At 70.8% G+C, this 13,852-nt stretch carries 13 protein-coding genes; 7 read left to right on the forward strand and 6 right to left on the reverse strand.

Features of this window, described 5'->3' with window-relative positions:
* Positions 1-114: 114 nt before the first annotated feature.
* On the reverse strand, positions 115-798 hold the full coding sequence (locus tag KVS71_RS07085; RefSeq protein ID WP_071328841.1) for a response regulator transcription factor: 684 nt from the start codon (positions 796-798) through the stop codon (positions 115-117).
* Entirely contained in the window at positions 795-2,018 is a 1,224-nt protein-coding gene (locus KVS71_RS07090) for a cell wall metabolism sensor histidine kinase WalK (protein ID WP_060921938.1), read from the reverse strand. The genes KVS71_RS07085 and KVS71_RS07090 overlap by 4 nt, the downstream gene beginning before the upstream one ends.
* Before the next feature lie 214 nt (positions 2,019-2,232).
* Between KVS71_RS07090 and phoU the strand changes: the two genes are divergently transcribed.
* Positions 2,233-2,931: a phosphate signaling complex protein PhoU gene (phoU, locus tag KVS71_RS07095; protein WP_025104304.1), complete on the forward strand. Its 699-nt coding sequence runs from the start codon at positions 2,233-2,235 to the stop codon at positions 2,929-2,931.
* An 80-nt stretch (positions 2,932-3,011) separates the two neighbouring features.
* Here phoU and KVS71_RS07100 read toward each other — a convergent pair whose 3' ends face one another.
* Complete coding sequence (locus KVS71_RS07100) at positions 3,012-3,761, reverse strand: phosphoglyceromutase (protein ID WP_217584222.1); 750 nt, start codon at positions 3,759-3,761, stop codon at positions 3,012-3,014.
* Between the two features lie 60 nt (positions 3,762-3,821).
* On the opposite strand from KVS71_RS07100, the gene KVS71_RS07105 reads away from it, so the two are divergent.
* Positions 3,822-4,643 carry a class I SAM-dependent methyltransferase gene (locus KVS71_RS07105; RefSeq protein WP_144882418.1) on the forward strand — a complete coding sequence of 274 codons (822 nt, stop codon included), beginning with the start codon at positions 3,822-3,824 and terminating at the stop codon, positions 4,641-4,643.
* 142 nt (positions 4,644-4,785) lie between these two features.
* Positions 4,786-6,303, forward strand: coding sequence for an amino acid permease (locus tag KVS71_RS07110; protein ID WP_217584223.1), 1,518 nt, complete (start codon positions 4,786-4,788; stop codon positions 6,301-6,303).
* 12 nt (positions 6,304-6,315) lie between these two features.
* Here KVS71_RS07110 and KVS71_RS07115 read toward each other — a convergent pair whose 3' ends face one another.
* From KVS71_RS07115 to KVS71_RS07125, 3 genes are all read right to left on the reverse strand, one after another.
* On the reverse strand, positions 6,316-7,431 hold the full coding sequence (locus KVS71_RS07115) for a folate-binding protein YgfZ (protein ID WP_217584224.1): 1,116 nt from the start codon (positions 7,429-7,431) through the stop codon (positions 6,316-6,318).
* A gap of 12 nt (positions 7,432-7,443) precedes the next feature.
* Positions 7,444-8,046, reverse strand: coding sequence for an FABP family protein (locus KVS71_RS07120; protein ID WP_217584225.1), 603 nt, complete (start codon positions 8,044-8,046; stop codon positions 7,444-7,446).
* Between the two features lie 147 nt (positions 8,047-8,193).
* Entirely contained in the window at positions 8,194-8,484 is a 291-nt protein-coding gene (locus KVS71_RS07125) for a hypothetical protein (RefSeq protein WP_062636289.1), read from the reverse strand.
* A 74-nt stretch (positions 8,485-8,558) separates the two neighbouring features.
* On the opposite strand from KVS71_RS07125, the gene KVS71_RS07130 reads away from it, so the two are divergent.
* The 4 genes from KVS71_RS07130 (at position 8,559) to KVS71_RS07145 (ending at position 13,764) form a co-directional block, all read left to right on the forward strand.
* On the forward strand, positions 8,559-9,242 hold the full coding sequence (locus KVS71_RS07130; RefSeq protein ID WP_060923071.1) for a response regulator transcription factor: 684 nt from the start codon (positions 8,559-8,561) through the stop codon (positions 9,240-9,242).
* A 45-nt stretch (positions 9,243-9,287) separates the two neighbouring features.
* Positions 9,288-11,456, forward strand: a complete 2,169-nt coding sequence (locus KVS71_RS07135; RefSeq protein ID WP_025104296.1) for an RNA degradosome polyphosphate kinase — start codon at positions 9,288-9,290, stop codon at positions 11,454-11,456.
* Complete coding sequence (locus tag KVS71_RS07140; RefSeq protein ID WP_217584226.1) at positions 11,453-12,439, forward strand: NUDIX hydrolase; 987 nt, start codon at positions 11,453-11,455, stop codon at positions 12,437-12,439. Before KVS71_RS07135 ends, KVS71_RS07140 begins: the two co-directional genes overlap by 4 nt.
* Positions 12,440-12,660: 221 nt before the next feature.
* Positions 12,661-13,764, forward strand: a complete 1,104-nt coding sequence (locus KVS71_RS07145) for a phosphate ABC transporter substrate-binding protein PstS (RefSeq protein WP_217584227.1) — start codon at positions 12,661-12,663, stop codon at positions 13,762-13,764.
* Positions 13,765-13,852: the final 88 nt, after the last annotated feature.

The raw sequence follows: 13,852 nt of genomic DNA on the forward strand, positions 1-13,852 counted from the left end.
CCCCGGGCCCCGCCGCCCCCCCGCCCGCCCCCCTCGCCCCCCCCCCCCGAGCCCGGACCCCCGGGAAGGGGGGGGGGCCGGCCCCCGGGGGGGCCCCCCCTCTCCTGTCTGTCATCAGCCCTCGAAGCGATACCCCAGGCCGCGGACGGTCACGAGCATCACCGGCTCGCTGGGGTTCTCCTCGATCCGCGAGCGGATGCGCTTGATGTGCACGTCGAGCGTCTTGGTGTCGCCGAAGTAGTCGCTCCCCCACACCCGGTCGATGAGCTGGCCCCGCGTGAGCACCCGGCCGGAGTTGCGCATCAGCACCTCCAGGAGCTCGAACTCCTTCAAGGGCATGTTGATCTGCTCGCCGGCGACCGACACCGTGTGCCGATCGATGTCGAGCGAGACGCGCCCGCCCTCCAGCACCCGTTCGTCCAACTCGCCCTCGGCCTGCACGACGCGTCGCAGCACCGCCCGCATCCGGGCGAGGAGCTCCCGCGACGAGTAGGGCTTGGTGATGTAGTCGTCCGCTCCGAGTTCGAGTCCCACGACGATGTCGACCTCGGAGTCCTTGGCGGTCAGCATGATGATCGGCACGGCCGAGGTGGAGCGGATCTGACGGCACACCTCGGTCCCCGGCATCCCCGGCAGCATGAGGTCGAGGAGCACGATGTCGGCGCCGCGCTCCCGGAACGCCGTCAGCGCACCGGGACCGTCCTCGGCGATCTCGACCTCGTAGCCCTCGCGGCGCAGCAGGTACGCGAGGGGGTCGGCGAGGTCGGGCTCGTCTTCGACGAGAAGGATGCGGGTCATGCGGTCTCTCCGTTTCGGACGCGCGTCGCCCCGGTCGCGGGGGCGCCCTTGCGTGCGCGCTTCTTCTTGCTCTTCTTGCCCTGCCCGCTGTTCGCGGGGGCGTCGATGCGAGGCAGGCGGATGGTGAACGTGGACCCGCGGCCGGGGCGCGACCACAGCCGCACCTCTCCCCCGTGCCGCTGGGTGGCGTGCTTGACGATGGACAGCCCGAGGCCGGTGCCGCCGGTGCGCCGCGAGCGGGCTTCGTCGGCACGGTAGAACCGCTCGAAGATGCGCTCGCGATCGGCCTCGGCGATCCCGATGCCCTGGTCGGACACGGCGATCTCCACGACGTCGTCGTCGGCCTTCACCCCGACGCCCACCCGGGAGCCGCGGGGCGAGTAGACGATCGCGTTGGCGATGAGGTTGCCGACGGCCTCGATGAGGATCTGCGCGTCGCCGCGGACCCAGACGCCGCGGTCTCCACCGCGGGCGAGCTCCACACCGGCGGAGTCGGCCTGCACGACGTGGGCTTCGATCGAGGAGGCGATGACCTCGTCGATCGAGACGGGGGCGACCTCGGTCAGCCCGTCCTCCGCCTGCAGCCGGGACAGGCTCATGATGCGTCCGGTGAGCTGACCGAGGCGGCCCGCCTCCGCCGAGATCCGGGACGCGAACGCCCGCACCTGGGCGGGGTCGTCGGCGGCGGACTCGATGGCCTCGGCGAGCAGGCTCACGGCCCCGACGGGCGTCTTGAGCTCGTGGCTCGTGTTGGCCACGAAGTCACGGCGCATCTGGTCGAGGCGCTCCTGCTCGGTCACGTCGCGGATGATGAGGAGCACGAGGCGCGTGCCGATCGCGCTCGCCCTGGCCGACACGAGGCGCGGGTCGAGGCTGAGACCGCCGCGGGTGATGCGCAGCGACTCGGTCGCCGTCTCCCCCGTCGAGCGGACGCCCCGCACGAGCTGCCGGAGCTCCGGGTTCTCGAGCGTCGATCCGACCTCGATCCCGAACCGTGCGGCGGCTTTCGACGTGGCGAGCACGAGGCCGGAGACGTCGACGACGCACGCGGCGTCGTCCATGCTGCGCAGCACGTCGGTGATCCCGGGCGGGATCGTCATCGACGTCTCCTCCTCCGCCCGCGCCCGCGCCCGATAGGCCCAGACGACGAGGAGGGAGAGGCCCACCCCGATCGCCAACCCGATGGCGAGGGAGGACAGCGCGAGCTGCGGCAGGGTCATGACTCCAGCGTAGAGCGCGTTCACCGTCGATCCGGCGGGTTTCCGCGCCATCCCGGGGAGCGGAGACGTACTATTCACTCGCCGGGCACCGTTCGTTAACCTTCGGAGCAGACAATCGCTTCAGGCCTGCGCGCGCGCAGTCCTCACCCCTGCGGACGCCCCGCCGCCCCGCGCTGGACCGTCAGCCGGATCCGAACGAAAGGTTGCGCCCACCATGCGCGAAGTCTTCCACCAGTCCCTCGAGGACCTGCAGTCCCGCCTCGTCGAGATCGCCGAGCTCGTCACCGTCTCCATTGACAAGGCCACCCGCGCGTTCGCCACGAGCGACGTCGCCCTGGCCGAGGAGGTCATCGCCGACGACGCCAAGATCGACGAGCTCGCGGTCGCGCTGGACGAGCAGGCCATCGAGATCCTCGCCCGACAGCAGCCGGTCGCGCGCGACCTCCGGATCGTCGTCACGGCGCTCCGCGTCAGCGCGTCCCTGGAGCGGATGGGCGACATGTCCGAGCACATCGCCCAGCTCGCCCGCCTGCGCTTCCCGGAGCGCGCGATCCCGAAGGGCCTCAAGGGCACGTTCGTGAAGATGGGCGAGCTCGACGTGGAGATCTCCCGCACGCTCACGGAGCTCCTCCGCACCCAGGACCTGAAGTTCGCGGATGCCATCCGCAACGCCGATGACGACGTCGATGAGCTGCACGCCAGCGTCTTCGAGAAGGTGCTCAGCGACAACTGGAAGGGCGAGGCCGTCGCCACGGTCGATGCGACGCTCGCGAGCCGGTACCACGAGCGCTTCGCGGACCACGCGGTCGCCGTCGCCAAGAAGGTCGTCTACCTCGCGACGGGCGACTGGCACGTCGAGGAGGAGGACATCGCCCTCGCGGTGGAGCAGCAGGAGCAGCTCGGCCACGCCTGACCGAGCCCCCGCCTTATCGCCGAGACCCCCTGCTGCAGGCGACTGCAGCAGGGGGTCTCGGCGTGAAACCGGGGTCTCGGTTACTTCTTGCCCTGGGCGGCGACGGCCGCGGCACCGGCGGCGGCGGCCTCCGGGTCGAGGTACCGGCCGGGACCCGTCGGCGCGTTGTTCTCGTCGAGCTCGTACACCAGCGGAATGCCGGTGGGGATGTTGAGGCCGGCGATGTCGTCGTCGCTGATGCCCTCGAGGTGCTTGACGAGGCCGCGCAGCGAATTGCCGTGCGCGGTCACGAGGACGGTCTTGCCGGCTTCCAGGTCGGGGGCGATCTCCGCGTCCCAGTACGGCAGGAGACGGTCGATGACGAGCTTGAGCGACTCCGTGCGCGGCACCTCGCCGTCGATGCCCTCGTAGCGGGCGTCGCCCACCTGGCTGAACTCGCTCGCGTCGTCCAGCGGGGGCGGCGGCACGTCGAACGAGCGGCGCCACAGCTGGAACTGCTCCGGACCGAACTCCTCGAGCGTCTGCGCCTTGTCCTTGCCCTGCAGCGCCCCGTAGTGGCGCTCGTTGAGCCGCCAGGAGCGCTTCACCGGGATCCACAGCCGGTCGGCGGCATCCAGCGCGATGTCGGCGGTCTGGATCGCCCGGCTCAGCAGCGACGTGTGCAGCACGTCGGGCAGGATGCCGGACTCGGCGAGCAGCTCACCGCCGCGACGGGCCTCGCCCTTGCCCTGCTCGGTCAGGCGGACGTCCACCCAGCCGGTGAAGAGGTTCAGTTCGTTCCACTCGCTCTGGCCGTGGCGGAGCAGGATCAGGGTGCGCTTCGCAGTCATGCCGCCAGTTTATCCGGGGGCGCGGAGCGGACACAGCGGCGGAGGAGGGAGGATGGACGCATGGCGTCATCTCCCCTCGGTCGGCCGACCCGCGGCACGACCGGGACGAACCGGCTGCGTCGGAACGATCGGTGGATCGCCGCCTCCCCCGCTTTCCGAGGCGCGGCTGACCCCCTCGTCGTCGACCTCGGGTTCGGGGCGAGCGGGGTGACCGCGTTCGAGCTGGCCGCACGGCTGCGTCGAGTGCGGCCGGATGCCGAGGTGCGCGGCCTGGAGCTCGACCCGGACCGGGTGGCCACCGCGGAGCAGCAGCTCGCCGAGGTCCGGGCCGGCCGGACCCCCTTCCCCGCCGATCTCCGCGTCTCCTTCGCCCGCGGCGGGTTCGAGGTACCGCTCCCCGGAGGTCGGCGCCCCGCCGTCATCCGGGCGATGAACGTCCTGCGGCAGTATGACGAGGCCGAGGTGGCCGCCGCCTGGCGGACGATGGCGCACCGCCTCGCGCCGGACGGGCTCCTGGTGGAGGGCACCTGCGACGAGATCGGGCGCGTGGCGAGCTGGGTCGACGTCGATCCCGGCGGCACGCCGCTCCGCTTCACCGTCTCCCTCCGCCTCCGCGGGCTCGAGGTCCCGAGTATCGTGGCGGAGCGGCTGCCCAAGGCCCTCATCCATCACAACGTCCCCGGCGAGCGCATCCACGCGCTGCTCGTCGAGCTGGACCGGGAGTGGGAGCGCGCCGCTCCCCTGTCGACCTTCGGCGCCACGCAGCGCTTCCTCGCCGCGGTTACGGCGCTGCGCGCGCAGGGCTGGCCTGTGCAGGGCCGGCGGAGCCGGTGGCGGCTGGGAGAGCTCACCCTGCCGTGGGGCGCCGTGGCACCGGCCTGACGGCGCCCCGCGAGGACACACCCCTGCTGTATTCCGGTGCGCACCTCCTCACGGGCCTGCGCACCGCTAGCGTCGTACGCGGCGGGCCGTACCGACGCGTGCGCCGACTCGATCGCCATGCGTTCCCAGGGCAGGAGAGGCGATGACGACCGAGAACGCGAAGGCGGAAGGATCCGCGGAGGCACAGGAGAACGACCGCGAGCGACTCGGCGACGTCCTGACGTCGGCGCAGGACTTCGCCCACGAGCAGTCCGGCTACCGCACCGCGTTGAAGGCGCGGCACCTGCAGATGATCGCCCTCGGCGGCGCGATCGGGACTGGACTGTTCATGGGGGCAGGCGGACGCCTGAACGCGGCAGGACCCCTGCTGGCCGTCTCCTATCTGGTGTGCGGGGTGTTCGCCTTCTTCATCCTCCGCGCCCTCGGAGAGCTCGTCATCCACCGCCCCTCCTCCGGATCGTTCATCTCGTACGCGCGGGAGTTCTTCGGTGAGAGACTGGCCTTCGCCGCGGGCTGGCTGTATCTGCTGAACTGGGGCATGACGGCGATCGTCGACTCCACGGCCGTGGCGCTCTACGTCCACTACTGGTCGGCGTTCCGCGTCGTGCCGCAGTGGCTGCTCGCGCTGATCGCCCTGGTCGTCGTCGTCGGTCTCAACCTCGTCTCGGTCCGGCTGTTCGGCGAGATGGAGTTCTGGTTCGCGCTCGTGAAGGTCGCCGCGCTGGCGCTGTTCCTCGTGATCGGCGTGGTGTTCCTCGCGGCCGGCTGGCAGACCGACGAGGGACCGACGGGGATCCCCATGCTCGCAGCGCACGGAGGCTTCGCACCGGAGGGGGTGCTCCCCGCCGTGATCGTGATGCAAGGGGTCGTCTTCGCGTACGCCTCCATCGAGCTGGTCGGCACCGCCGCCGGCGAGACCGCGGACCCGGAGAAGGTGATGCCCCGGGCCGTCAACTCGGTGATCCTGCGCATCGCGGTGTTCTATGTCGGATCGGTGCTGCTCCTCGCCCTGCTGCTCCCGTACACGGTGTACCGCGCCGGGGAGAGCCCGTTCGTGACGTTCTTCTCGCACGTGGGAGGGCCGGACGTGGGGGCGGTGGCCGGCAGCGCCATGAACTTCATCGTGATCACCGCCGCGGTCTCCGGGCTGAACGCCGGGCTCTACTCGACGGGCCGGGTCTTCCGCTCGCTCGCGAGTTCGGGCGCCGCACCCCGCGCGACCGGGCGGATGAGCCGTCGCGGCGTGCCCGTCGTGGGGATCCTCGTCACCGCCGTGTTCGCCCTCGCTGGTGTCCTGCTGAACGCGGTGGTGCCGGGGCAGGCCTTCGAGATCGTGCTCAACATGTCCGCGCTGGGGATCATCGCGGCCTGGGCGACCATCATCCTCTGCCAGCTCCGGCTGTACCGGCTGTCGCGGCGCGGCCTCGTCGAGCGCCCGTCGTTCCGCCTCTTCGGTGCACCGTACACCTCGTATCTGACGCTGGCGTTCCTCGCGTCCGTCGTCGTGCTCATGGCCTTCGACTATCCGACGGGCACCTGGACGGTCGCCAGCCTCGGCGTGCTGATCCCTGCGCTCATCGGCGGCTGGTTCCTGGCCCGAGCACGGATCCGGGAGCTCGCCGCGCAGCGCTCGGCGGCCGGACCGGGAGTCGAGATCTGACGGACGCCCCGCTCAAACGCCGGCGTCGCGGGGATCGGGCGCCGTCGGGCGGCGGGACAGCCGCGTCAGGCGCGGGACGTCCGCGGTGGCGCCGGCATCGGCCGGGACGATGATCTGCTGGGACGCGGCGACGTCGATCCCTTCGGCCCGGACGACGAGATCACCGATCGGGGCGCGACGGGACAGGAGGGCGAGGGCGATCGGCCCGTCTTCATGATGCCGCGCGGAGGAGGTGATGTGCCCGACCTCGTCGTCGCCCGCGAACACGGGGGCTCCGGGTTCCGGAAGCACGGCGTCGCTGCCGTCGAGCTGGAGCAGAGCGAGCCGCCGCGGCGGATGGCCGAGGTTGTGCACCTTCGCGACCGTCTCCTGGCCGCGATAGCAGCCCTTGTTCAGGTGCACAGCGCTGCGGAGCCAGTCCGACTCGTGCGGCAGCGATCGCTCGTCCACCTCGGCCGCCCACCGCGGGCGCCAGGCGGCGATGCGCAGAGCCTCGGCGGCGAGGAGACCGGCGGCGTCCTCCCGATCGAGCTCCGCGGCGAGCGCCCGCGCCGCCGCCTCGGGCACGATGCCGACCCGCCAGGCGAGGTCGGCCCCGGGGTGCGCGGCCACGTCGGCATACTGATGGCCGCCGACGGCGACCTGCTGCCACGGGTCGACCCAGATCGGCGCGTCGTCGAGGCCGCGCACGCGCTCGGCCGCGGGACCGCCGTCGACGAAGCCGAGCAGCGCGAGGTCGGGGCGCAGCTCGACCGTGGCTTGGGTGCGGAACTTCATCCGCGTCAGCCAGGTCGCCAGACCCTCGGCATCGCCGGCGTCCGCCAGGAGCCAGGTCGAGGTGCCGTCGTCGAGGACCCCGGCCGCGTGCTCCACCCGTCCCTGCGGATCGAGGACGAGGAGCTCGGTGCTCTCCCCCGCGCGCAGATGACCCACCGCCTGCGACGTGATGGAGTCGAGCCAGGGGAGGCGTTCGGGGCCGGACACCTCGATGACCGCCCGGTCGTCGAGGGGCGCGATCGCCGTTCCGGCCGCGAGGCGGCGCTGCTCCCGGAACGGATCGCCGAAGTGGGCGATCCCGCGCTCCCCTGCTGTCGCGCCGGGGACGCCGTCGAAGACGCTGGTGCTCACGGTGTGCTCCGTTCAGACGCGAGCGAGACGTGCCGAGGCGTGCGCCCGCAGAGGTGTGCCGAGGGCGGCGATGTCCCACGCCCACAGCAGGTGCCCGTCGACGAGCCCGTACATCCGCGCGGCGGAGCCGTAGTCCTTGGCACCGGCGCCGCGCACGATCGCGTCCGACGCGAGGTCGACCCGCGGTCCGTTGATCTCGCCGAGGTAGTACTCGAGCATGCCGTCCGAGCGCGCCAGCGACACCTCGAGCGGGAACGCGCCGTTGTCGGACCGCAGCGCCTCCACGTCGTCGACCGTGCGGGTGACGGGTGTCGCCGTCGGCGGCAGCAGCGCCGGTCCCGCGTCGGTCGCCGCGGCCGGACGCGCCAGGCGCCAGAAACCGGACTCGGCGGTCAGCGGGACGGCGGGCGCACCCTCGTCACCGACGAAGGTCGCCGTGGCCGCGTAGTTGAGGAACGGTCCCCCGTCGTGGCTGAAGCTGACGCGATGGGTGAACTCGCCCTGCAGACGCTCCTCGCCGACCGGGTAGTCGATCACCCCGGACCCCTCCCACACGCCGATCAGCCACGCCAGCGGGGCGAGGTCGGCGGGAAGGTCCGTGGGGAGTTCGATCATGTCGTCAGCGCTGGCCGCGGAAGAGGTTGCGCAGCACCACGGCCGACACGAAAACGATCGCGAGGCTCGCCAGGCCGAGCAGGCCGATGAAGAAGATTTCGAGCGCCATGATGTCCATGACCTCCACCTTACCCCCGGCGATCCGGGTCAGGAGGGGATGAGGGCGGCCAGGCCGAAGCCGACCGAGATGATCCCCATCAGCAGCAGCGCACCGGTCACGCTGCTCGCGACGCGGAAGATGAAGCCCTGCGTGCGCCCGTACCAGAGCTGCACGGCGAAGGAGAGCAGCACCACCGCGCCGAAGCCGACCAGCATCCAGGGGATGCGCCACTCCTCCGGAGCGAAGATCCCGATGACGATGCTGCCGACGAACGCGGTCGCCCAGACCGCGATGACGCCGGTGAAGGCGTTGCGGGGCGCGAGTGCCGGTTCTGACATGTCTCCATTCTTGCGCATCGGTGGCCGCTATCATGGCGGCACGGCGTCGATCCCCCCGCCGGTGAGGAGTGCGCGTGGCCCTGGTGCTGGTTCTGACCAATGCTCCGCTCTCGGAGCAGGTGCTGCCCGCCCTCGAGCTGCTGAGCCATCGCACGCGGCAGATCCCGGCCGAGCCGGCGCAGCTGATCAATGCCCCGGAGTACGACATCGTCATCGTCGACGGCCGTCACGACCTGGTCGGGGCGAAGTCGCTGTGCCGTCTGCTGCGGGCCACCGGCCAGGATGCGCCGCTGCTGCTCGTGGTGACCGAGGGCGGCATGAGCGCCCTGTCCGGCGAATGGGGCATCGACGACGTGCTGCTGTCCACCGCCGGCCCCGCGGAGATCGACGCGCGCGTGCGTCTGGCGCTCGCGCGACGGGACGAGGTCGCCGAACCGGCGCGCGTGCAGGCCTCCGGCGTCACGATCGACGAGCAGTCCTACTCGGCCAAGCTCCACGGGCGGCCGCTGGACCTCACCTACAAGGAGTTCCAGCTCCTGCACTTCCTCGCCACCCACCCGTCCCGGGTGTTCACCCGCGAGCAGCTGCTCAGCGAGGTGTGGGGGTACGACTACTTCGGCGGCACCAGGACCGTCGACGTGCACGTGCGACGGCTCCGCGCCAAGCTCGGCGATCAGGAGCAGATCATCGGCACCGTGCGCAACGTCGGATACCGCTTCAACGTCTACGAGGACGACAGCCTGGTCGGCTCGCGCTGACCGCCGTTCACACGCCCGACACCTGCCGGTGCTTAGATGTACCCCATGATCGATCCCGCACTCGCCGACGCCGGACTCGGTGACGCCGAAGACGACGACTTCGACGACGCCGTCGAGGCGCCGGACTCGCAGCTCCCCGACCACCGCTATCTGGACCGCGAGCTGAGCTGGCTCGCGTTCAACCAGCGCGTGCTCGAACTCGCGGAGGATCCGTCGCTGCCCGAGCTGGAGCGGGCGAACTTCCTGGCCATCTTCGCGAGCAACCTCGACGAGTTCTTCATGGTGCGCGTGGCCGGTCTCAAGCGGCGCATCATGACCGGTCTCGCCGTGCCGACCAACATCGGACGCTCCCCCGTCGATGCCCTCGCCGACATCTCTCGGGAAGCGCACGCCCTCCAGCTCCGCCACGCGGACGCCTGGACGAAGCTCGTCCGCCCCGCCCTCGCCGACTCCGGCATCGAGATCACGGAGTGGTCGGATCTCACCGACGACGAGCGCAGCGCGCTGTCCGACTACTTCGGCGCGCAGGTCTTCCCGGTGCTGATGCCGCTGGCGGTCGACCCGGCGCACCCGTTCCCCTACATCTCCGGACTCTCCCTGAACCTCGCCATCCGCATCCGCAATGCGCGGACCGGCCGCCAGGAGTTCGCGCGCCTCAAGGTGCCGCCCATGCTGCCGCGCTTCGTCGAGGTGCCGTCCACGGGCGAGATCAAGCGCTTCCTCCGCCTCGAGGAGCTCATCGCCAACCACCTCGGCGATCTCTTCCCCGGCATGGAGGTGCTCGACCACCACGCGTTCCGCCTCACCCGCAACGAGGACGTGGAGATCGAGGAGGACGAGAGCGAGAACCTCATCCAGGCGCTGGAGGCCGAGCTGCTGCGCCGCCGGTTCGGGCCGCCGATCCGGCTCGAGATCACCGACGACATGGACGAGGTCACGATGGACCTCCTCGTGCGCGAGCTCGACATCACCGACCAGGAGGTCTACCGCCTCCCCGGGCCGCTCGATCTGCGGGGCCTCTTCGACCTGTCTCGCATCGATCGCCCCGATCTGCGGTACCCGCCGCACCTCCCCACGACCGCGGTGGCCTTCCAGCCGACGGGCTCCAACACCCGTGCCGACATCTTCAAGGCGATCCGGAAGTCCGACGTGCTCGTGCACCACCCGTACGAGTCCTTCACCACGAGCGTCCAGGCGTTCCTCGAGCAGGCCGCCCGCGATCCGCACGTGCTCGCCATCAAGCAGACGCTGTACCGGACGTCCGGGGACAGCCCAGTCGTGCAGGCCCTCATCGATGCGGCCGAGGCCGGCAAGCAGGTGCTCGCGCTCGTCGAGGTGAAGGCCCGCTTCGACGAGGCCAACAACATCGTGTGGGCGCGCAAGCTCGAGAAGGCCGGCGTGCACGTGGTGTACGGCCTCGTCGGGCTCAAGACCCACTGCAAGCTCGCCCTCGTGATCCGCGAGGAGGAGGGCAGACTCCAGCACTACTCGCACGTCGGCACCGGCAACTACAACCCGAAGACGAGCCGCATCTACGAGGACTTCGGTCTGTTCACCGCCGATGCCCAGGTCGGCAAGGACCTCACCCGGCTGTTCAACGAGCTCAGTGGCTACGCGATCGAGAAGAAGTTCAAGCGTCTGCTCGTCGCCCCGCTCCACCTCCGCAAGGGCCTCGTGCGGCTGATCGACGCCGAGCGCCGGATCGCCGAGTCGGGCAAGCCCGCGCACATCCGCATCAAGGTCAACTCGATGGTCGACGAGGAGATCATCGACGCGCTCTACCGCGCCAGCGCCGCGGGGGTGAAGGTCGACGTGTGGGTGCGTGGAATCTGCAGCCTGCGGCCCGACCTCGACGGGATCAGCGACAACATCACCGTGCGCAGCATCCTCGGCCGCTACCTCGAGCACTCGCGCATCTTCACGTTCGAGAACGATGGCGACCCGCAGGTGTACATCGGCAGCGCCGACATGATGCACCGCAACCTCGATCGGCGCGTCGAGGCCCTGGTGCGGGTCACCGACCCCGCGCATCTCAAGGAGCTCACCGCCTTCTTCGACCTGGCGATGGACGACCGGACCTCGTCGTGGCACCTCGGCCGCGACGGCGTGTGGGAGCGCCACGCCGTGGATGCCGACGGCAAGCCGCTCACCGACCTGCAGGATAAGACCATGGGGATGATCCAGCGACGTCGTCGGGCGCGGGCGGTTCGATGACGGCGCGGCAGGTCCAGCTCCCGCCGTCCGCGGCCGACGCGAAGTGGGCGGACAAGGCCGTGTACGCGGCCGGCGCCGTCGTGTGGCGTCTGGTCGACGGCAAGCTGCGGATCCTGCTCATCCACCGCACGAAGTACCGCGACGTCACCCTCCCGAAGGGCAAGGTCGACCCGGGCGAGATGCTCGCGGAGACCGCCGTCCGTGAGGTGCACGAGGAGACCGGCATCCGCGTGGCCCTCGGCGTGCCGGTCGGGATCAGCCGCTATCACCTCGCGTCCCGCAAGCAGAAGGTCGTGCACTACTGGGCTGCCGAGGCGACGGACGCCGCGATCCGCGCGTCGACCTTCGTGCCCAACCGCGAGATCGCCGCCCTCGAGTGGGTCAGCGTGAAGAAGGCCCGTGCCGCGCTGAGCTACCCCGTCGACCTCGAGATCCTCGATGCGTTCGCGGCCCTCGTCGACGACGGCGTGCTGCGGACCTTCCCGGTGATCGCCCTCCGGCACGCGAAGGCCCTGCCCCGTTCGGAGTGGGACAAGGCGGACGCGGCCCGGCCGCTCACCGACCGCGGGAAGCGCCAGGCCAAGGCCATCGTCGGACCGCTCCGCGCTTTCGGCGTGCGCAAGATCGTCACCAGCGACGCGGTGCGCTGCGTGCAGACCGTCACGCCGCTCGCCAAGGCCCTGGACCGCAAGCCGGTCCTCACCGAGAAGATGAGCCAGGACGCCTGGGAGGACGGCGTCGCCGATCTCCGCTCCGTCGTCGGCCGCCGCATCCGCGCCGGCAAGCCCGCCGTGCTCTGCAGCCACGGCCCGGTGCTGCCTGCGCTCCTCTCGGAGATCGCCCTCGCGACCGGCACGGTGCACGGCTCGTACGTCGGCAGCGCCGCCGATCTGGAGACCGGCGCGTTCTCCGTGGTGCACGTCTCGGCTACCAATCCCGGCTCCGGCATCATCTCGATCGAGACCCACGCCCCGAAGGTCTGACCCCTCCCCCACGTTCGAATCGCGCACTTCGCTGCATCCGGGCCGGAAATGGCGCAAAGTGGGCGATTCGAAAGGGCGCGCGGTGACAGGGATCGGTGACAGAGAGTCGCCGGCCGTTCACCTGCCGTTCACCTGCGCGGGAGAGTCTCGTTAACCGTCGCCCCTAGCGTCACTGTGTGCCCTGCACCGGGCCCCACCCCTCCAAGATCGAAGGATCCACAGTGAAGATCTCCCGAATCGCACGAATCGGCGCCATCGGCGCCGTCGCCGCTCTCGCCCTCGCCGGCTGTGCCGCGAACGAAGGCGGAGCCGGCGGCTCCAGCGAAGAGCCCTCGGAGTCCACGCTCTCCGGCACGATCGACGCGACCGGCGCGTCGTCGCAGACCGCAGCCCAGGAGGCCTGGGTCGCCGCCTTCCAGACGGCCAACCCCGATGTGACGGTCAACTACGAGCCCACCGGCTCGGGCACCGGCCGCGAGAACTTCCTCGAGGGCGGCAGCAACTTCATCGGCTCCGACCGCGCGTTCAACGACGAGGAGATCGCCGCCGGCGGCTTCGGCGCCTGCACCACCGACGACATCGTCGAGGTCCCCCTCTACATCTCCCCCGTCGCCGTCGCCTTCAACCTCGAGGGCATCGACACGCTGAACCTCGACGCCGCCACGATCGCGGGCATCTTCGCCGGCACGATCACCAACTGGAACGACGAGGCCATCGCCGCCCTGAACGACGGCGTCGAGCTCCCCGACCTGGCGATCTCGCCGGTGCACCGCTCCGACCCCTCGGGCACGCAGGAGACCTTCGCCAAGTACCTCAGCGCGACGGCCCCCGACATCTGGACCTACGAGGTCTCCGACGAGTGGCCGATCCAGGGTGGCGAGGCCGCTCAGGGCACCTCGGGCGTGAAGCAGGCCCTCACCGCCGGCAACGGTGCGATCGGCTTCCTCGACGCCTCGCAGGCGGACGGCCTCGGCCAGGTCGCCGTGGGAGTCGGCGAGGACTTCGTCTCCTACTCGGCCGAGGCCGCCGCGAAGCTCGTCGAGGGCTCGCCGCTCGCCGAGGGCCGTGGTGAGGGCGACCTCGTCTTCGACGTCGACCCGGCCGCTGCTGCGGACGGCGCCTACCCGATCGCCCTGGTCAGCTACCTCATCGGCTGCGAGCAGTACGAGGACAGCAACGTCGCGGAGCTCGTGAAGGAGTACTTCACGTATGTCGCGAGCGCCGAGGGCCAGGACGCCGCTGCGGAGAACGCCGGCAGCGCCCCGATCTCGGACGGCCTGCGCGAGCAGGTTCAGGCCGCGATCGACCTCATCCAGGTCGGCTGATCCTGCCGATCCACTGACGACGGTGCCCCCGCGTCCCCGAGCGGGCGCGGGGGCTCCGCCAGGTCAGCACCCGATCCATCTCCACCCG

It is taken from the genome of Microbacterium sp. GbtcB4 (genome assembly GCF_019091465.1).
In the GTDB taxonomy this organism is placed as follows: Bacteria; Actinomycetota; Actinomycetes; order Actinomycetales; family Microbacteriaceae; genus Microbacterium; species Microbacterium paraoxydans.